At 68.5% G+C, this 18643-nt stretch carries 16 protein-coding genes and 1 rRNA gene; 9 read left to right on the forward strand and 8 right to left on the reverse strand.

The genetic code is table 11. From position 1 onward, the window contains the following. Positions 1-123: 123 nt before the first annotated feature. The 3 genes from ACY0PA_RS15825 to ACY0PA_RS15835 all read right to left on the reverse strand — a co-directional run bounded on the left by ACY0PA_RS15825 (position 124) and on the right by ACY0PA_RS15835 (position 4167). A 16S ribosomal RNA gene (locus ACY0PA_RS15825) occupies positions 124-1651 on the reverse strand. 684 nt (positions 1652-2335) lie between these two features. Next, positions 2336-2554, reverse strand: a complete 219-nt coding sequence (locus ACY0PA_RS15830) for a hypothetical protein (RefSeq protein WP_473085231.1) — start codon at positions 2552-2554, stop codon at positions 2336-2338. 230 nt (positions 2555-2784) lie between these two features. Continuing rightward, on the reverse strand, positions 2785-4167 hold the full coding sequence (locus tag ACY0PA_RS15835; RefSeq protein ID WP_100594288.1) for a glycine--tRNA ligase: 1383 nt from the start codon (positions 4165-4167) through the stop codon (positions 2785-2787). Positions 4168-4367: 200 nt separating this feature from the next. Here ACY0PA_RS15835 and ACY0PA_RS15840 point away from each other — a divergent pair, with 200 nt between their 5' ends. Genes ACY0PA_RS15840 through ACY0PA_RS15855 form a run of 4 tightly spaced genes read left to right on the forward strand, consistent with a single transcriptional unit; the run spans position 4368 to position 7498 of the window. Further along, a complete protein-coding gene (locus ACY0PA_RS15840) occupies positions 4368-5330 on the forward strand; it encodes a metal ABC transporter substrate-binding protein (RefSeq protein WP_473085232.1) in 963 nt (320 codons plus the stop codon). Positions 5331-5347: 17 nt separating this feature from the next. Further along, on the forward strand, positions 5348-6130 hold the full coding sequence (locus ACY0PA_RS15845; protein WP_473085233.1) for a metal ABC transporter ATP-binding protein: 783 nt from the start codon (positions 5348-5350) through the stop codon (positions 6128-6130). A 1-nt stretch (position 6131) separates the two neighbouring features. Beyond that, positions 6132-7028, forward strand: coding sequence for a metal ABC transporter permease (locus tag ACY0PA_RS15850; RefSeq protein WP_473085234.1), 897 nt, complete (start codon positions 6132-6134; stop codon positions 7026-7028). Between the two features lie 59 nt (positions 7029-7087). After that, positions 7088-7498: a Fur family transcriptional regulator gene (locus ACY0PA_RS15855; protein WP_473085235.1), complete on the forward strand. Its 411-nt coding sequence runs from the start codon at positions 7088-7090 to the stop codon at positions 7496-7498. A 213-nt stretch (positions 7499-7711) separates the two neighbouring features. Here the strand turns inward: ACY0PA_RS15855 and ACY0PA_RS15860 are convergent, their stop codons facing one another. The 4 genes from ACY0PA_RS15860 to ACY0PA_RS15875 form a co-directional block, all read right to left on the reverse strand. Next, a complete protein-coding gene (locus ACY0PA_RS15860; RefSeq protein WP_473085236.1) occupies positions 7712-8542 on the reverse strand; it encodes an isoprenyl transferase in 831 nt (276 codons plus the stop codon). A gap of 23 nt (positions 8543-8565) precedes the next feature. Further along, on the reverse strand, positions 8566-9315 hold the full coding sequence (gene recO / locus ACY0PA_RS15865) for a DNA repair protein RecO (RefSeq protein WP_100594283.1): 750 nt from the start codon (positions 9313-9315) through the stop codon (positions 8566-8568). A 156-nt stretch (positions 9316-9471) separates the two neighbouring features. Then, complete coding sequence (locus ACY0PA_RS15870; protein WP_473085237.1) at positions 9472-9687, reverse strand: hypothetical protein; 216 nt, start codon at positions 9685-9687, stop codon at positions 9472-9474. Between the two features lie 404 nt (positions 9688-10091). Beyond that, positions 10092-10835 carry a FadR/GntR family transcriptional regulator gene (locus tag ACY0PA_RS15875; RefSeq protein ID WP_473085238.1) on the reverse strand — a complete coding sequence of 248 codons (744 nt, stop codon included), beginning with the start codon at positions 10833-10835 and terminating at the stop codon, positions 10092-10094. A 194-nt stretch (positions 10836-11029) separates the two neighbouring features. On the opposite strand from ACY0PA_RS15875, the gene ACY0PA_RS15880 reads away from it, so the two are divergent. The 5 genes from ACY0PA_RS15880 to ACY0PA_RS15900 are packed head-to-tail and all read left to right on the forward strand — an operon-like array spanning position 11030 to position 17585. After that, entirely contained in the window at positions 11030-12652 is a 1623-nt protein-coding gene (locus ACY0PA_RS15880; protein WP_473085239.1) for an ABC transporter substrate-binding protein, read from the forward strand. 30 nt (positions 12653-12682) lie between these two features. Next, complete coding sequence (locus ACY0PA_RS15885) at positions 12683-13645, forward strand: ABC transporter permease (RefSeq protein ID WP_473086332.1); 963 nt, start codon at positions 12683-12685, stop codon at positions 13643-13645. After that, the gene (locus ACY0PA_RS15890) at positions 13646-15652 is read left to right on the forward strand and encodes a dipeptide/oligopeptide/nickel ABC transporter permease/ATP-binding protein (protein ID WP_473085240.1); all 2007 of its coding nucleotides are present in this window, start codon (positions 13646-13648) and stop codon (positions 15650-15652) included. Continuing rightward, a complete protein-coding gene (locus tag ACY0PA_RS15895; protein WP_473085241.1) occupies positions 15649-16653 on the forward strand; it encodes an oligopeptide/dipeptide ABC transporter ATP-binding protein in 1005 nt (334 codons plus the stop codon). The genes ACY0PA_RS15890 and ACY0PA_RS15895 overlap by 4 nt, the downstream gene beginning before the upstream one ends. Beyond that, positions 16650-17585, forward strand: coding sequence for a dihydrodipicolinate synthase family protein (locus ACY0PA_RS15900; RefSeq protein ID WP_473085242.1), 936 nt, complete (start codon positions 16650-16652; stop codon positions 17583-17585). Before ACY0PA_RS15895 ends, ACY0PA_RS15900 begins: the two co-directional genes overlap by 4 nt. Before the next feature lie 172 nt (positions 17586-17757). Here the strand turns inward: ACY0PA_RS15900 and ACY0PA_RS15905 are convergent, their stop codons facing one another. Beyond that, on the reverse strand, positions 17758-18489 hold the full coding sequence (locus ACY0PA_RS15905) for a TerB family tellurite resistance protein (protein WP_473085243.1): 732 nt from the start codon (positions 18487-18489) through the stop codon (positions 17758-17760). Positions 18490-18643: the final 154 nt, after the last annotated feature.

Below are 18643 nucleotides of genomic sequence, written 5' to 3' on the forward strand. Positions count from 1 at the left end.
CTCCGACCCGTGAACCCGGTCGAATAGTCAACGTTCCACCCTTGAGCAACCACCGCCGGACGTTTGCCGACGAAATGGCTCTTGGACCACCAGGTGAAACCCGGCAGCCAAAGTGCTCCTTAGAAAGGAGGTGATCCAGCCGCACCTTCCGGTACGGCTACCTTGTTACGACTTCGTCCCAATCGCCAGTCCCACCTTCGACAGCTCCCTCCCCACAAGGGGGTTGGGCCACCGGCTTCGGGTGTTACCGACTTTCGTGACGTGACGGGCGGTGTGTACAAGGCCCGGGAACGTATTCACCGCAGCAATGCTGATCTGCGATTACTAGCAACTCCGACTTCATGGGGTCGAGTTGCAGACCCCAATCCGAACTGAGACAGGCTTTTTGAGATTCGCTCCGCCTCGCGGCATCGCAGCTCATTGTACCTGCCATTGTAGCACGTGTGCAGCCCAAGACATAAGGGGCATGATGACTTGACGTCGTCCCCACCTTCCTCCGAGTTGACCCCGGCAGTCTCCTGTGAGTCCCCATCACCCCGAAGGGCATGCTGGCAACACAGAACAAGGGTTGCGCTCGTTGCGGGACTTAACCCAACATCTCACGACACGAGCTGACGACAGCCATGCACCACCTGTATACCGACCACAAGGGGGGCACCATCTCTGATGCTTTCCGGTATATGTCAAGCCTTGGTAAGGTTCTTCGCGTTGCGTCGAATTAAGCCACATGCTCCGCTGCTTGTGCGGGCCCCCGTCAATTCCTTTGAGTTTTAGCCTTGCGGCCGTACTCCCCAGGCGGGGAACTTAATGCGTTAGCTGCGGCACCGACGACGTGGAATGTCGCCAACACCTAGTTCCCACCGTTTACGGCGTGGACTACCAGGGTATCTAATCCTGTTCGCTCCCCACGCTTTCGCTCCTCAGCGTCAGTAATGGCCCAGAGATCCGCCTTCGCCACCGGTGTTCCTCCTGATATCTGCGCATTTCACCGCTACACCAGGAATTCCGATCTCCCCTACCACACTCTAGCCTGCCCGTATCGACTGCAGACCCGGGGTTAAGCCCCGGGCTTTCACAACCGACGTGACAAGCCGCCTACGAGCTCTTTACGCCCAATAATTCCGGACAACGCTTGCGCCCTACGTATTACCGCGGCTGCTGGCACGTAGTTAGCCGGCGCTTCTTCTGCAGGTACCGTCACTTTCGCTTCTTCCCTGCTGAAAGAGGTTTACAACCCGAAGGCCGTCATCCCTCACGCGGCGTCGCTGCATCAGGCTTTCGCCCATTGTGCAATATTCCCCACTGCTGCCTCCCGTAGGAGTCTGGGCCGTGTCTCAGTCCCAGTGTGGCCGGTCGCCCTCTCAGGCCGGCTACCCGTCGTCGCCTTGGTGAGCTTCTACCTCACCAACAAGCTGATAGGCCGCGGGCTCATCCTGCACCGCCGGAGCTTTCAACCCCCTCCCATGCGAGAGGGGGTGTCATCCGGTATTAGACCCCGTTTCCAGGGCTTGTCCCAGAGTGCAGGGCAGATTGCCCACGTGTTACTCACCCGTTCGCCACTAATCCACCCCGAAGGGCTTCATCGTTCGACTTGCATGTGTTAAGCACGCCGCCAGCGTTCGTCCTGAGCCAGGATCAAACTCTCCGTGAATGTTTTCCCGTAATCGGGACCACACCACGAGAGCGGAACCGCCGGGAGGAATAATCCCCACGATTCACTGCGTCCTCGCTAGTGTTGCCCCACCCCGGTGTCGGAGTGAGGACTTTTTCAAAGGAACCTCCAACCCACCAAAGATGGGCCGGGGTTGTCAATCTGGCGTTGACTTTTGGCACGCTGTTGAGTTCTCAAGGAACGGACGCTTCCTTTGTACTCACCCAAGAGACTCTCTCAGGCTTTCCTCCGGGCAGTTTCCCTTCGGTCCTGCGTTTCCGACTCTATCAGACTCTTTCGTGTCCGATTTCCTCAGTGCCTTTCAGGTTTCCGCTCCGGCCTTTCGGCTTCCGCGTTTCCCTTTCCGGCGGTTCCGACTCTATCAGATCCTTTCGGGCCTGATTTCCAGTCAGTGGCCACCCGGCGGAGCCGGATGTTAATGCCGTGCCTTCCCGGCTGTTCGGCCGTTCCGACGTCCCAGACTTTAGCGGATTCCCCCGGCGGCTCCTAATCGGGCCACCGAATCCACCGTGAATTGAATTCGGGCGTGCCGAATTCGCTCCCGGTGGGAGATCGCGCTTGTTTGGGTGCCGCTTGAGCGGCGGAGGTGCCGCCACGGGGCCGACCGGCCGGGTGACAACTCGGAGGACTCTAGAGATCTCCGGGCCCTGTGTCAATTCGGTCCTACTGAGGCCCCTGAACCGAGGGGTCCACTGTCGCCTGGTGCTCCTGGGCGAGGTGCTCCTCGGCCTTGAGCCAGGGCAGGAACTGGGCCGGTTTTCGCCAGCCGCAGGTGTCGCATCTGATGGTGCGTCGCGGGCCCGAGCGCTGTACCCGCACCGTGTGCTCCCGGCCGTGCTGGTCCCAGCGGCTGACCTTGCTCGTGGTGGTGTTCGGCAGCATGACGCCTCCTCCGCGGCCCCTGTGGGCGCGCGTTCCGCAAGGAGTGTGCAGCAAGAGCAATATCAACAGGGGGTTTCTGTGGTGCGTTGTGTGTCTCGCCGGCGTCCGCGGCCGCCCGGGAACGACGGAAGCGGCCCAGGAGCGCGATGTGCACGCTCCTGGGCCGCTTCTGTGGTGCGGGACCCCTTAGGGGTTCAGGCCTGGGCGCAGGCCTGGGCGCAGCCCTGGGTTCAGCAGCCGACGAGGCGCGTCGCCAGGTAGCCCTCGATCTGGTCGAGGGAGACGCGCTCCTGCTTCATGGTGTCGCGCTCGCGGACCGTGACGGCGTTGTCGTCGAGGGTGTCGAAGTCGACGGTGACGCAGTACGGCGTACCGATCTCGTCCTGGCGGCGGTAGCGGCGGCCGATGGCGCCCGCGTCGTCGAAGTCGATGTTCCAGTTCTGGCGCAGCGCGGTGGCAAGCCCCTTGGCCTTCGGGGACAGCTCCGGGTTGCGGGAGAGCGGGAGGACCGCGACCTTCACCGGCGCGAGGCGGTGGTCGAAGCGCATGACGGTGCGCTTCTCCATCTTGCCCTTGGCGTTGGGCGCCTCGTCCTCGACGTAGGCGTCGAGCATGAAGGCGAGCATGGAGCGGCCGACACCGGCGGCGGGCTCGATGACGTACGGGGTGTAGCGCTCGCCGGCTTCCTGGTCGAAGTAGGAGAGGTCCTGGCCGGAGGCCTTGGAGTGCGCGGAGAGGTCGTAGTCCGTGCGGTTGGCGACGCCCTCGAGCTCGCCCCACTCGTTGCCGCCGAAGCGGAAGCGGTACTCGATGTCAGCGGTGCGCTTGGAGTAGTGGGAGAGCTTCTCCGCCGGGTGCTCGAACCAGCGCATGTTCTCCTCGCGCATGCCGAGGCCGGTGTACCAGTTCCAGCGCTGCTCCATCCAGTACTCCTGCCACTTCTCGTCCTCGCCCGGCTTGACGAAGAATTCCATCTCCATCTGCTCGAACTCGCGGGTGCGGAAGATGAAGTTGCCGGGCGTGATCTCGTTGCGGAAGCTCTTGCCCATCTGGGCGATGCCGAACGGCGGCTTGCGGCGCGAGGTCTGCTGGACGCTGGCGAAGTTGGTGAAGATGCCCTGGGCGGTCTCGGGGCGCAGGTAGGCGATGGAGCCGCTGTCCTGCGTGGGGCCGAGGTGCGTGGAGAGCAGGCCCGAGAACTGCTTGGGCTCGGTGAAGGTGCCCTTGTTGCCGCAGTTGGGGCAGTTGAGGTCGGTAAGGCCGTTCTCCGGCAGCTTGCCGTGCTTGGCCTCGTACGCCTCCTCCAGGTGGTCCGCGCGGTACCGCTTGTGGCAGGAGGTGCACTCGGTGAGCGGGTCGGTGAACGTGGCGACGTGACCGGAGGCCTGCCAGACCTCGGTCGCCAGGATCACGGACGAGTCGATACCGACGACGTCCTCGCGCGAAGTGACCATGTAGCGCCACCACTGGCGCTTGAGGTTTTCCTTCAGCTCGACGCCCAGCGGCCCGTAGTCCCAGGCGGCACGCTGGCCGCCGTAGATCTCGCTGCACGGGTAGACGAAGCCACGGCGCTTGCTGAGGCTGACGATGGTGTCGATCTTGTCGGCGGCCACGGTGCTCTCTTCATTACGACGACGACGAAGCGATTGCTGCTTCAGAGCGAATGCGAATGCTTCAGGTTACCGGCGGCGTGGGGCTCCGGATCAAATCGGTTGTGGGTCCGGGGTCCGGGCTGGGGTGGGATGCCCGTTTCGGTGTGATCACGGCGACAGCTTGTTGACAATCGTTTCCAGATTTGTTGAAAATGAGTGTCATGAACGTACGACGCCTCATCCCCACCGCCGCTGTCGCCTCCGTCACCGTGCTCGGCCTCACGGCCCTGTCGGCCTGCTCCGCCTCCTCGGGTGACGGCAAGAACAGTGACGGCAAGCTCGCGGTGGTGGCGTCCTTCTATCCGATGCAGTACCTCGCGGAGCAGATCGGCGGGGACCACGTCGCCGTCACCAATCTGACCAAGCCCGGCCAGGAGCCGCACGACCTGGAGATCAGCGCGAAGCAGACCGCGCAGCTCCAGGACGCGGGTGTCGCCCTCTATCTCAAGGGCCTCCAGCCGGCCGTCGACGACGCGATACAGCAGTCCGGGATCAAGACCAAGGTCGACGCCGCCTCTCTGACGCATCTGGAGAAGCACGGCACCGAGGTCGGCGGGCACGCCGAGGAGCACGACCATGACCACGAGCACGGCTCGGAGGGCGGCAGCGACCCGCACATCTGGCTGGACCCGGTGAAGTACGCCGAGGTCGCCGAGGGTGTGGGCAAGGCCTTCGAGAAGGCCGACCCGGATCACGCGGCGGCGTACAAGAAGAACACCGCGGCGCTGGTCGGCAAGCTCGACGGGCTGAACACTCGGTTCAAGGACGGGCTGAAGAACACCGGCTCGAAGGTGTTCATCACGACCCATGCGGCCTTCGGCTATCTGGCCGAGCGGTACGGGCTCACCGAGGAGGCCATCAGCGGTCTCGACCCGGAGAGCGAGCCCAGCGCGGCGCGCGTGAAGGATCTCCAGAGCATGGCGAAGGCCGACGGGGTGACCACGATCTTCTACGAGACGCTCGTCAGCGACAGGACGGCGAAGACCCTCGCGGGCGACGCGCATCTCAAGACCGATGTGCTCGACCCGCTCGAGGGCATCACGGACAAGTCCAGGGGCGACGACTACATCCAGGTGATGGATTCGAATCTGAAGGCCCTGCAGACGGCGCTCGGCGCCAAGTGACCACGGAGGACAGCGGCATGGACGCATCGGTGAAGGCCGGCGAGCCCGTCATAGCCCTGCGCAGCGTGACGGCCGAGCTCGGCTCGCGTCCCGTGCTGCGCGGCATCGATCTGACCGTGCGCCGCGGTGAGGTCGTGGCCCTGCTCGGCGCCAATGGTTCGGGCAAGTCGACGGCCGTCCGTACGGTGATCGGACAGGTGCAGGTCAGCGGCGGCGAGGTCGAGATCTTCGGTACGCCACGGCGGCGGTTCCGGGACTGGGCGAGGGTCGGGTACGTGCCGCAGCGGACGACCGCCGCGGGCGGTGTGCCGGCCACGGTCACCGAGGTCGTGTCCTCGGGGCGGCTGTCGCGGGCCCGGTTCGGGCTGCTGCGCAAGGCCGACCGTGAGGCGGTGCGCCGGGCGCTGGACCTGGTCGGGATGGCCGACCGTGCCAAGGACTCGGTGGACGCGCTCTCCGGCGGCCAGCACCAGCGCGTGCTGATCGCGCGTGCCCTGGTCTCCGAGCCCGAGCTGCTGATCATGGACGAGCCCATGGCGGGCGTCGACCTGGCGAGCCAGGAGATCCTCGCTCAGACGCTGCGGGCGCAGGTCGCGGCCGGTGTCTCCGTGCTGCTCGTCCTGCACGAGCTGGGTCCCCTGGAGCCGCTGATCGACCGCGCGGTCGTGCTGCGCGACGGCTGTGTCCTGCACGACGGGCCGCCGCCCGAGGCGGTGGGCCAGCACGCGCTGCCGGGCCACGACCACGTCCACCCGCACACCTCGGATCTCACCCCCGTACGCACAGGACTGCTGAGCTGACATGGAATTCCTCGACTCCGCTTTCATGCAGCGGGCCCTGCTCGCCGCGGTCCTGGTGGGCATCACCGCCCCCGCGATCGGCATCTATCTCGTCCAGCGCAGGCAGGCCCTGATGGGCGACGGCATCGGGCATGTCGCGATGACGGGCGTCGGCCTCGGCTTCCTGCTCTCCACGTCGCCCGTGTGGATGGCGATGGCCGTCTCCGTGGTCGGTGTGGTGATCATGGAGCTGATCCGCTGGTACGGGAAGACGCGCGGCGACATCGCGCTCGCGATGCTCTTCTACGGGGGTATGGCGGGCGGCGTGATGCTGATCAACCTCGCCCCCGGCGGCTCCACGGCGAATCTGCAGAGCTATCTCTTCGGTTCGCTGTCGACCGTCTCGCAGAGCGACCTCGTGGCGATCTGTGTCCTCGCCGGGTTCGTCGCCCTGGTCACGATCGGTCTGCGCCGGCAGCTGTTCGCGGTCAGCCAGGACGAGGAGTTCGCCCGGGTCACCGGCCTGCCGGTGCGCGTCCTGAACCTGCTCGTCGCGGTGACCGCGGCGGCGACCGTCACCGTCGCGATGCGCGTCGTGGGCCTGCTCCTGGTGTCGGCGCTGATGGTGGTCCCGGTGGCGGCGGCGCAGCAGCTGACGCGGAGCTTCGCGGCGACGTTCGCGATCGCCGTCGCCATCGGCGTCACCACCACGCTGGGCGGCACCATTACCAACTACTACGTCGAGATCCCGCCCGGCGCGACGATCGTGCTGCTGACCATCGCGGCGTTCATCGTCTTCAGCCTGATCGCCACGCCGCTGGCCAGGCGCAGGGCGCGGGCGGCGGCGAGCGCGACCGGCGACCCGGCGGAGTGCACGATTCCAGGCCGGATCCCCGGTCAGGCCGGGGCCAAGGTCTGACCCGGGCACCGCGCGGCCTGGCACAATGGGCCGCCGGCAGTAAATCCGAGGAGGCAACAGTGGGAGCCCCGGTTCGAGGCAGGTCGACCCGCCAGCGTGCGGCCGTGGCGGCGGCGCTCGACGAGGTGGACGAGTTCCGCAGTGCCCAGGATCTCCACGACGTCCTCAAGCACAAGGGTGACTCGGTGGGTCTGACGACCGTCTACCGCACCCTGCAGTCCCTCGCCGACGCGGGCGAGGTCGATGTCCTGCGCACGTCGGACGGCGAGGCCGTCTACCGGCGCTGCTCCAGCGGCGAGCACCACCATCACCTGGTGTGCCGGGTGTGCGGCAAGGCGGTCGAGGTCGAGGGACCGGCCGTGGAGAAGTGGGCCGAGGCGATCGCCGCGGAGCACGGGTACGTGAACGTGGCGCACACGGTGGAGATTTTTGGTACGTGCGCGGAGTGCGCTGCCGCTGCCGCTGAGTAGCGGGTTTTCGGGGGCAGGCTGCGCCTGCGTCCGCCGTTTCGTCTGCCTGATCCTGTGCGCTCGCGGCTGCGGGTTTCGTCGTGGCTGGTCGCGCAGTTCCCCGCGCCCCTGGAGATGCGCACTGTGTGCGCCATCTCCAGGGGGAAAGCGCGGCGAAGCCGCAGCTTTTCAGGGGCGCGGGGAACTGCGCGACCAGCCCCCGCCGGCCCGCGGCTAGCTGTCGGCCTCCAGTTGGGCGAGGACCTCGTTCGGCGTCGCGCCGCCGAAGCGGCGGTCGCGCGAGGCGTATTCCACGCATGCGCGCCACAGGTCGCGGCGGTCGAAGTCGGGCCACAGGACGTCCTGGAAGACCATTTCGGCGTAGGCGCTCTGCCACAGCAGGTAGTTGGAGGTGCGCTGCTCGCCGCTGGGGCGCAGGAACAGGTCGACGTCCGGCATGTCCGGGTAGTAGAGGTACTTCGCGAAGGTCTTCTCGCTGACCTTCGACGGGTCGAGGCGGCCCGCCTTCACGTCCTCGGCGATGGCCTGCGCGGCGTCGGCGATCTCGGCGCGGCCGCCGTAGTTCATGCAGAAGTACAGGGTCAGCCTGTCGTTGCCCTTGGTCTGCTCCTGGGAGATCTCCAGCTCCTGGGCGACCGATTTCCACAGCTTGGGCATGCGGCCCACCCAGCGCACCCGTACGCCCAGCTCGTCGAGCTGGTCGCGGGTCTTGCGGATGAAGTCGCGGTTGAAGTTCATGAGGAAGCGGACCTCGTCGGGTGAGCGCTTCCAGTTCTCCGTGGAGAAGGCGTAGAGCGAGATCGCGCCGACGCCCATCTCGATCGCGCCCTGGAGGACGTCCATGACGCGCTCGGCGCCGACCTTGTGGCCCTCGGTGCGCGGCAGTCCGCGCTCCTTCGCCCACCGGCCGTTGCCGTCCATGACGATGGCGACGTGCTCCGGCACCAGCTCGCCGGGGATCTTCGGCGGCCGCGCGCCCGTCGGGTGCGGTTCGGGCGTCTTGTACTCACGGCGGGACCGTCCGAGGATTCCGCGACGTGCCATGTGGGCTCTCCCCTAGCTCAGTTCTAGCTTTTCTCTACGTAACGCAGGGAGCGCAGTCCGCGCTCCAGGTGCCAGTGCAGATACGCCGACACCAGTCCGCTGCCCTCTCTGACGAAGCGTGCCTCGCACGCGTCCGCCGTCTCCCAGTCGCCGGTCAGGAGCGCGCCGAGGAGGATGAGGGCCTGCGGTGAGGGTACGACGCTGCCCGGTACCCGGCAGTCGACGCAAACCGAGCCGCCCGCGCCGACGGAGAAGAACCGGTTGGGGCCCGGGAGGCCGCACTTCGCGCAGTCGCCGAAACTCGGGGCATAGCCGTTCACGGCGAGGGAGCGCAGCAGGAAGGCGTCGAGGACGAGGTGGGGTTCGTGCTCTCCCCTGGAGAGGGTCCGCAGTCCGCCGACCAGGAGGAGGTACTGCTGGACGGCCGGCTCGCCCTCGTGGTCGGTGAAGCGTTCCGCGGTCTCCAGCATGGCGGTGCCGGCGGTGTAGCGGGCGTAGTCGCTGACGATGCCGCCGCCGTAGGGGGCGATGGTCTCGCTCTGGGTGCACAGCGGCAGCCCGCGCCCGATCAGCTCGCTGCCCCGGGCGAAGAACTGCACATCGACGTGCGAGAAGGGCTCGAGCCGCGCCCCGAACTTGGACTTGGTCCGCCGCACACCACGCGCCACGGCGCGCACGCGCCCGTGATTGCGAGTGAGCAGCGTGATGATGCGGTCCGCTTCACCCAGCTTCTGGGTGCGCAGCACGATGCCGTCGTCGCGGAACAGGCTCATGCGCCTATTCTCGCCTACGCCGAAGGGGTGGGGGCCGGGGACCTACGAAGCGGTGGGGGCCCGGGACCTACGAAGCGGTGGAGGCCCGGGACCTACGAAGCGGTGGAGGCCCGGGACCTACGAAGGGGTGCGGTCAAGGGACCTCCCAAGGTGGAGTCAGGAGACCTCGCCGCGGCTCCTCGCGTTCGCATAGGCCGTTGCCGCCCGCAGCCGCTCGGAAGTCGTCGCCACTCGCACCGTGTCCGGGGGACAGTCCCATTCGCGGCCGCCTCCGAAGGGCCGGAGCTGTACGTACGGACCCTCGTGCCCCATGACCCGGCCCACCTGTCCGGTGCTGATGTCGACGGCGTAAGAACCGATTGGCGGCTTCATCGGCGTTGGCTCCTGTCCATACGTTCCGTGCGTGTCTGGCGGGCGGCGGCGTCAACCGAAACAACGGCCCCATTCCACGAGCAGACACGGGACGTGGCGCTGAATCGTCAGCGGGGTGACGCGAGAGGCAATTCCCGGCCTCCGGCGCGGGTATTCGCCCAGCCCTTCCCGCACCTCCGATCGCGTGCCCGGGCCGCCGTTCCCACCACGTCAGGTGGCTCCCCGCCGCCGTCGGATTTCACGCTTCCCGCCCCGGCGGGTACGCGCGCCAATTAGAGTGGGAACGACCTCTGGGCTCTATGTAGCGAGGGCGAATTCGAACACCCTATTCGGAAACGAGGATGCTCGATGCTGTGTGAAGCCGGGGGAATGTGCGCGCGCAACTCCACAGATATCCAGCGCGCTCACTCGACGCCTCTCGTCTCCTGTTCCGCGCGTGCCTCGATGCCCCGGAAGTGATGGGCCATGGCCCGCTGCGCGCCGACGGCGTCCTGGGCGCGCAGGGCGGTGACGATGTCGCGGTGGCGGCTGACGGTGACGTCGGGGGCGGGGTCGCTGGACCAGGAGCGCGCGCCGGCGACGCGGTCGAAGACGTTCCAGAACGCGCCGAGCAGCTGCGGGATCAGCTCGTTGCCCAGCGAGCCGTAGAGGGTCTCGTGGAAGTCCCTGTCGAGGTCGGCAAAGGGCTCGTCGACCTGGCCCGCGGCGGCCATTTTCCGGACGATCCCGTCGAGCCGGTCGAGGATCTCCGGTGGGAGCGGGGCCGCGGCGACCCTGCGGATCAGGCCTTCCTCGAGGATCTCGCGGACCTGGAGGATCTCGGCGAGGGCGTGCGCGTCGGCGGCGGGACGCAGCAGGGTGCGGAAGGTGAGGCCGTCGGCGAGCGGGGTGAGGGAGGCCTGGCCGACGTAGGTGCCGTAGCCGTGTCTGATCTCGACGATGTCGAGTGCCTGGAGTGCCTTGAGGGACTCGCGTACGGAGTTTCTGCTGACGCCGAGCGATTCCATCAACTCGGCCTCGGTGGGCAGCAGTTCGCCGGGCCGCAGCCCTCTGTCCAGGATGAGCTGTGTGACCGCGCGCTGGACCTGCTGGCTGACGCGGCGGTGCCGGATCGCCGGGTTCCTGGGCTCCTCAGACATGCGCCGCATCGTAGGCGCAGCGGACGTCCCACGTCCCATGTCGGGCCCAAACTTCTTCCCGCCCGGCACCCGGAGCTCTCCGGCCTTCCCTCCGGGCTTCTCTGCGCGATCTCTTGACCGGCCCTCCCGGCGCTCTTATGGTCACGTCGCTACCAAGACGTAGGACGTTGGATCTCCCGCGCATCTTCCTCTCTGGAGGCACCATGAGCGACCACGAGCCGACCGGCCGCCGATCTTTCCTCAAGTACACCGGCGCCCTCGGTGCGGCCGCTGCCATCTCCACCTCCCTGTCGGCCTGTTCGTCCGGGCCGAAGTCCACCAACGACACGGGCGGCGGCAAGGGCGGCGGATCCTCACTGACCGCGGTCATCGGGTACGGCAACGACGGAAGCTGGGACCCGACGCAGACGGCGTCGGCCTTCGCCATGGCCGGCAACCAGCACATCTACGAGGGCCTCCTCGACACCGACCCGATCACGCGCGAGCCCTACGCGGCGCTCGCCACGAAGGTGCCGACGGACGCCGAACTGGCCACCACCTCCTGGAAGTTCACCCTGCGCGCGGGCGCCAAGTGGCACGACGGCAAGCCCGTCACGGCGGACGACGTCGTGTTCGTCTTCGACCGGATCCTCGACCCGGGCACGCAGTCGCTGGCCAAGGGGTTCTTCGAGAGCTGGCTCAAGGAGGTCAGGAAGACGGGCGACGACTCCGTCGAGCTCGTCCTCAAGTTCCCGTTCCCCGACGGGGCCGCGCGGCTGACCCTCGCCAAGATCATGCCGAAGCACGTGTTCTCGAAGCCGGGTGCGTGGGACGACGCGACCAAGGGCAAGGCGGTGGGCTCGGGCCCGTACCGGCAGACCTCGCACCAGCCGAAGACGAACACCACCTTCGAGGCGTATCCGGACTACAACGGGCCGCTCAAGGCGTCGTTCAAGAAGATGAACTGGCTGACCATCGTGGACGCGGCACCCCGCGTCGCGAAGATCTCCGGCGCCGGCGCGGACGCGCAGATCGCCGACAACATCCCGTACGCGAACATCGGCCAGCTGAAGAAGGGCGGCCTCACCGTCGAGGGCGGGGCCGGGATGAACAACCTCTTCCTGATGTTCAACACCGCGCACAAGCCGTTCGACGACGTGCGGGTGCGTCAGGCGCTGCACTACGCCATCGACAAGCAGAAGATGATCGAGGTGGCGCTCAAGGGGCACGGCAAGGGCGCGAGTTCGTTCCTGAACGAGGGCAACCCCGACCACCGGCCGGCGAAGACGGTGTACGACTACGACCCCGAGAAGGCGAAGAAGCTCCTCAAGGACGCCGGGGTCAGCGGACTCACCGTCAGCCTCATGTCCGTCAACGTGTCGTGGATCATGGACTGTCTGCCGACGATCAAGGCGTCGTGGGACGCGATCGGCGTGAAGACGACGCTCGACCCGCAGGAGACCACGGCCGTCTTCACGAAGATGGACCAGAAGAAGGACTACCAGATCGTGGCGGCCGCCTCGAACCCCAACCAGTTCGGGCTCGACGCCGACCTGATCATGCATTACAACTACGGCCCCTCGAACCTGTGGATGGGCTACGCGCGCTGGGCCGGCAGCTCCGACGCCAAGAACCTCTTCAAGCTGATGGACCAGGCCACCCGCGAGCCGGACCCGGCGAAGAAGAAGACGATGATCCAGGAGTACATCGACATCGTCGCCGAGCAGGCCGTGCTCTACCCGGTCGTGCACAACGAGCTGATGACGGCCTGGGACCCGAAGAAGATCACCGGCGTGCAGGCACAGCCCTATCCCGGGATCAACGTGCTCAAGGCCAAGCCCGCGTAACGCGGCTTTCTCGCAAGGGAGTTCGTGCCCGTGGTCGTGATCGCCAGAATTCTGGCCCGCCGCCTGGTCCTGCTCGTGCCGCTGCTGCTCGGCATCGTCCTGTTCGTGTTTCTCGTGATGCGGTTCTCGGACAGCGATCCGGCGTCGGCGTTCTTCCAGGGCGCCAATCCGACGCCTCAGCAGCTGCACGACTTCCGGGAGCGCAACGGGCTGCTCGATCCGCTGCCCGTGCGCTACTTCCACTTCGTGGGCGATCTCGTCCGGGGCGACATGGGCGTCAGCGCCCTGACCCGGCAGCCGGTGGTCGACCAGGTGACCACCGCGCTGCCGCTGACCCTCCAGCTGACGTTCCTCGGCCTCGCGGTCGCGGTCGTCGTGTCCCTGGTGCTCGGTGTCACGGCGGCCATCCACCGCGACCGGCTCCTCGACCAGGTCATCCGTGTCGTGTCGCTGACGGGGGTCGCGGCGCCCGGGTTCTGGCTGGCGCTGCTGATGATCCAGTATCTGGCGGTCGGGCAAGGCTGGTTCCCGACCGGCGGCTACATCAACCCGGCGGACTCCTTCACCGGCTGGCTGCGCTCCATGACCCTCCCCGCCCTCTCCCTGTCCCTGCCGGTCGCGGCGCAGCTGACGCGCATCGTGCGTACGGCGGTGGTCGAGGAGCTGGACAAGGACTACGTCCGTACGGCGATCGGCAGCGGTCTTCCGCCGGTCGTCGTGGTGGGGCGCAACGTGCTGCGCAACGCCCTGATCAATCCGCTGACCGTGCTCGGACTGCGGGTCGGCTATCTGCTGGGCGGGGCCGTCGTCACGGAGACGATCTTCTCCCTGCCGGGGATGGGGAAGCTGATGATCGACGCGGTGAAGAACGGTGACCCGGCGGTCGTCCAGGGCGTCGTCCTGACGACGGCCGTCGGGTTCGTCGTCGTGAACCTCGCCATCGACATCCTGTATCTGATGGTCAACCCGCGGCTCAGGGGGGCGCAGAGCTAGATGGTCACCTCCCGCAAAACGGTCACCTCCCGTAAAGCGCTCGCCGAGGCGCTGTCCCGGCCGGGCATCCGGCTGCGGTCCCTGCGCCGGCTGCCGGTCCTGTCCCGGATCGCAGTCGCCGTCGTCGCCGTCGTCGTCCTCATGGCGCTGTTCGCGCCGCTGCTCGCACCGCACGACCCGCTCGACCAGCAGTCGCAGACCGGCGGCACCGGGCATCCGTCGGGCAGCCACTGGATGGGCCAGGACAGCCTGGGCCGCGACATCCTCAGCCGGCTGATGTACGGGGCGCGCTGGTCGCTCGCCATCGGGCTCGGCGCGACGCTGCTCGCGCTCGTGGTGGGCGCGGTGCTCGGCGCGATCGCGGCGACGTCGCGCAAGGCGGTCGACGAGACGCTGATGCGCTGTCTCGATGTCGTGATGGCGTTCCCCGGGATCGCCCTGGCGGCGGTCCTCGTCGCCGTGTTCGGCGGCGGCATCCCCGTACTGATCTGCGCGATCGCGTTCCTGTTCACCCCGCCCGTCGCCCGGGTCGTACGGGCCAACGTGCTCGACCAGTACGGCGAGGACTATGTGACGGCGGAGCGGGTGATCGGGGCGCGGACGCCGCATATCGTGCTGCGGCACGTCGCGGTCAACTGCGCGGCGCCCGTGCTGGTGTTCTGCACGGTGCAGGTCGCGGAGGCCATCGTCTTCGAGGCGTCGCTGTCGTTCATCGGGGCGGGGGTCCGGCCGCCCGACCCGTCGTGGGGCAGTGTCATCGCCGACGGCAAGAACATGGTCCTGATCGGGGGCTGGTGGGCGACCGTCTTCCCCGGTCTGCTGATGCTGCTCACCGTTCTGGCGCTCAACATCCTGTCCGAGGGCGTGTCCGACGCGTGGGCCGCGCCCGCCGCGCGTGACGTGTCCGGCGCGGAGGCGGACCGCCTCGAAGCGCCGAAGCCCGGCAGCGGCACCGTCCTCGAACTGCCCGGACTCACCGAGGCCGCCGCCCGGCTGAGGTCCCGCGCCCGGCCCCTGCCCGAGGGCGACCCCGTCCTCCAGGTCACCGATCTCGCCATCGGCTTCGACGCGCGGCACGGCGGCGTGGACATCGTCGACGGCATCACCTTCGACGTACGCCCCGGTGAAGTGCTCGGCCTGGTCGGCGAGTCGGGGTGCGGCAAGTCGCTGACCGCGCTGACCGTGATGGGGCTCGAACCCAAGGGCGCGCGGATCCGCGGCCGGGTCACCTTCGACGGCCAGGAACTGATCGGCCGCTCGATGGGGGCCAGGCGCCGCCTCCTCGGCCACGACATGGCGATGATCTACCAGGACGCCCTGTCCTCGCTGAACCCGGCGATGACCGTGCGCTCCCAGCTCAAGCAGGTCGTACGCCGCGGTGGCCGGCGCACCCCGGCCGAGCTGCTCTCCCTCGTCGGCCTCGACCCCGAGCGGACCCTGCGCAGCTACCCGCACGAGCTGTCGGGCGGCCAGCGCCAGCGCGTCCTGATCGCGATGGCCCTGTCGCGCAGCCCGAAGCTGATCGTCGCCGACGAGCCCACGACCGCGCTCGACGTGACCGTGCAGGCGCAGGTCATCGAGCTCCTGCTGCGGCTGCGCGAGGAGCTGGGCTTCGCGCTGATCCTCGTCTCGCACGACCTGGCGCTCGTCGCCGACGTCACGGACCGGGTGGTCGTGATGTACGGCGGGCAGATCGTGGAGACGGGCGTGACGGCGGACCTCGTCGAGGCGCCCACCCACCACTACACGCGCGGGCTGCTCGGCTCGGTCCTCTCGCTGGAGACGGCGGCGGACCGGCTGACGCAGATCCGGGGTGTCGTGCCGTCGCCCGCCGACTTCCCGGCGGGCTGCCGGTTCGCCGACCGGTGCCCGATGGCGAGCGAGGTGTGCCGGACGACGGCGCCCGATCTGCTCGGCGGCCGGCGGCACGCGTCGGCCTGTCACCATCCGGCGGTGGTCCCGCCGCCCACGGTTCCGGCTCCCCGGGGAAGCGAGGCTCTCAAGTGACGGATCCCGTAGTCGAGTTGAGGGATGCCCACGTGGTGCACCGGGCCCGCTCCGGCGGCCTGTTCGCCCGCGACCGGGTGTACGCCCTCACCGGCGCCGACCTGTCCGTGGCGCCCGGCGAGACGGTCGGCGTGGTCGGCGAGTCCGGCTGCGGCAAGTCGACGCTCGCCAAGGTCCTCGTGGGGGTGCAGCGCCCGACGTCCGGCACCGTCGTCGTGGACGGCCGCGACCTGTGGACCATGAAGCCGGGCGAGCGGCGCGCCGCCGTCGGCGAAGGCGTCGGCATGATCTTCCAGGACCCGTCGACCGCCCTGAACCGGCGCCTGACCGTCCGCCAGATCCTGCGCGACCCCCTCGACGTCCACCGCCGTGGCGCGCCCGCCTCTCGCTCGGGGCGCGTACGGGAGCTGATGTCCCTGGTCGGTCTGCCGGGCGCGCTCGCGGAGGCGCTGCCGGGGCAGTTGTCGGGCGGTCAGCGCCAGCGCGTGGCGATCGCCCGTGCCCTCGCCCTCGAACCCGCCCTGGTCGTGGCGGACGAGCCGACGAGCGCGCTCGACGTGTCGGTGCGGGCGCAGATCCTGAATCTGCTGCTCGACCTGAAGGAACGCCTCGGTCTCGCGCTCGTGTTCGTCTCGCACGACATCCAGACCGTGCGGCGCATGAGCGACCGTGTGATCACGATGTATCTGGGCCGGATCGTGGAGGAGTCGCCGTCCGAGGACGTGCTCGACCGGGCCAGGCACCCGTACACCCGCGCGCTGTTCTCGGCGACACCCGGGCTGCTCGACCCGATCGACCCGATTCCGCTGGTCGGCCCGGTACCGTCGGCGACGCATCCGCCGAGCGGCTGCCCGTTCCGTACGCGGTGCTGGAAGGCCGACGCGGTGTGCGCGGAGGCGATGCCGGAGTTCGAGGCAGGCCGTGACGGACACCGGTTCCGCTGCCACCATCCCGTGCGCGAGGACCAGTCCACGCAGGAACTCGTCCAGGAGGTCTCATGACACCACCTACCCCGCTGACCGGAGTCGTCCCGCCCGTCTGCACGCCCCTGACCCCGGACAACGAGGTGGACGTCGCTTCCCTCGTACGCCTTGTCGACCACCTCGTCACGGGTGGTGTCGACGGGCTCTTCGTGCTCGGCTCGACGAGCGAGGCGGCCTTCCTGCCCGACCGGCACCGCAAAGTGGTCATCGACACCGTCGTCGGTCATGTCGCCGGCCAGCTGCCCGTCCTGGCCGGGGCGATCGACATGGCGACGCTGCGCGTCCTCGACCACGCCCGCACGGCGGCGGAGGCCGGCGCGGACGGAATCGTCGCGACGGCGCCGTTCTACACGCGCACCCACCCGGCGGAGATCGCCCGCCACTTCCGGCTCCTGGCCCAGCGCTGCGGCCGGCCGGTCTTCGCCTACGACCTCCCGGCGTCGGTGCACTCCAAGCTGGGCGCCGACCTCGTCCTCGACCTGGCCGCCGACGGGACGCTCGCCGGCCTGAAGGACTCCAGCGGTGACGAGGGCGCCTTCCGCGAGGTTCTCATCGGGGCGCGCTCCCGCGCCGACATCACGGGGTTCAGCGTCCTGACCGGGTCGGAGCTGACCGTGGACTCGGCGCTCGCGATGGGCGCGGACGGGGTGGTGCCGGGTCTCGGGAACGTCGACCCGGCCGGGTACGCGCGGCTGTACGCGTACTGCCGGGCCGGTGACCGGGAGCGGGCGCGGGTCGAGCAGGAGCGGCTGTGTGCGCTGTTCCGGATGGTGCGGGTGGGAGATCCGGCGCGGATGGGCGGGAGTTCGTCCGCCCTCGGGGCGTTCAAGGCGGCCCTGTATCTGCGGGGCGTGATCGACTGCCCGGTGACGGCGGAACCGCAGATCCCGCTGTCCGCGGAGGAGATCGAGCGGGTGGGGAAGTTTCTCGCGACGGCCGGTCTGCTGTAACGCGACGGCCGGTCCGCTGTAGCGCTGCGGCGGTCCGCCGCAGCGCGGACGGTCAGGCGCTGCCCGGCTCGATGAGGCCCGACTCGTAGGCCACGATGACGAGTTGGGCCACCGCCGGGGGTGCGTGCGGCGGTTCGTTACTCCCCGGGGAGTACGGGAGCGCCGTACGGCGTCACGACGGAGTGCGGGCCGCTTCCAGAAGCTGGGACACCTCGTCGGTGCACATGGTGAGGGCGGCGCCCGCCGTGCTGAGCACGTCGCGTTCGGCGGGCGTGTAGGGCCCGTCGGCGAGCGCGATTCTGGCGCCCTGGAGGAGGATCGACTCGCGGCCGGCGGGGGCGAGGTGCGGGGCGAGCGGGTCGAGGGCCTCGTGGAGTTCGATGGCGAGTCCGGCGCCGGGCCCGCAGTGCTCTGGGACGCGGCCCGCGTCGGTGAGCAACGCCTCGACGAGCGCGGCGAGCTGGACGTCCGTGCAGTCGTCGAACCCGGCGCCGCGCAGCGTCGTGACAGCGGTCTCGAGGGCCGTACGGGAGGAGACTCCGCCCGCGGAGAGGACCGCGAGGACGACGGTGTGGACGGCGTCGCGGAGCATCGCGGAGAAGCGGTGCGTGGTGGGGTGGTCGAGGACGTCGGCGGCGAACCGGTCCTCGCAGGCGGCGCATTCGACGACGGGGCCGGTGGCGCCGCGCGGGACGATCGGGATGCCTAGGAGTACGAAGCGGCTACGGCCCGTGCGGCGGCGGTAGTTGCGGTCGCCTCCGCAGCCGGGACAGAAGAACTCGCCGTCGCCGACGGTGGTCCACGCGGTGCGGACGCCGATGAGGCCCGACAGGGGGCGGGCCCCGGCGCGCGCCACTGGAACACCGGGACCGTTACGACTGGTTCGTCCCCAATTCGGCAGCACGTCGCACACCTCCGTCCACCCCCAGGCCCCATCGCCTGGTTGGGCGTGATGTTAGCCACATTGTTGATACGGCGTCATCACCTTGTACGGGACCGTGGCCGGTATACGACGCGGCCCCGCCCGCCACGAGGGCGGACGGGGCCGGGGAACGTGC

Source organism: Streptomyces sp. DS1-CR2, from assembly GCF_055760475.1.

Bases quoted from the DNA above. Each gene is read 5' to 3' on its own strand.
- ACY0PA_RS15830 (WP_473085231.1), bottom strand. From the start codon at position 2,554: ATGCTGCCGAACACCACCACGAGCAAGGTCAGCCGCTGGGACCAGCAC.
- ACY0PA_RS15840 (WP_473085232.1), top strand. From the start codon at position 4,368: ATGAACGTACGACGCCTCATCCCCACCGCCGCTGTCGCCTCCGTCACC.
- ACY0PA_RS15845 (WP_473085233.1), top strand. From the start codon at position 5,348: ATGGACGCATCGGTGAAGGCCGGCGAGCCCGTCATAGCCCTGCGCAGC.
- ACY0PA_RS15850 (WP_473085234.1), top strand. From the start codon at position 6,132: ATGGAATTCCTCGACTCCGCTTTCATGCAGCGGGCCCTGCTCGCCGCG.
- ACY0PA_RS15860 (WP_473085236.1), bottom strand. From the start codon at position 8,542: ATGGCACGTCGCGGAATCCTCGGACGGTCCCGCCGTGAGTACAAGACG.
- recO (WP_100594283.1), bottom strand. From the start codon at position 9,315: ATGAGCCTGTTCCGCGACGACGGCATCGTGCTGCGCACCCAGAAGCTG.
- ACY0PA_RS15870 (WP_473085237.1), bottom strand. From the start codon at position 9,687: ATGAAGCCGCCAATCGGTTCTTACGCCGTCGACATCAGCACCGGACAG.
- ACY0PA_RS15875 (WP_473085238.1), bottom strand. From the start codon at position 10,835: ATGCGGCGCATGTCTGAGGAGCCCAGGAACCCGGCGATCCGGCACCGC.
- ACY0PA_RS15880 (WP_473085239.1), top strand. From the start codon at position 11,030: ATGAGCGACCACGAGCCGACCGGCCGCCGATCTTTCCTCAAGTACACC.
- ACY0PA_RS15890 (WP_473085240.1), top strand. From the start codon at position 13,646: ATGGTCACCTCCCGCAAAACGGTCACCTCCCGTAAAGCGCTCGCCGAG.
- ACY0PA_RS15900 (WP_473085242.1), top strand. From the start codon at position 16,650: ATGACACCACCTACCCCGCTGACCGGAGTCGTCCCGCCCGTCTGCACG.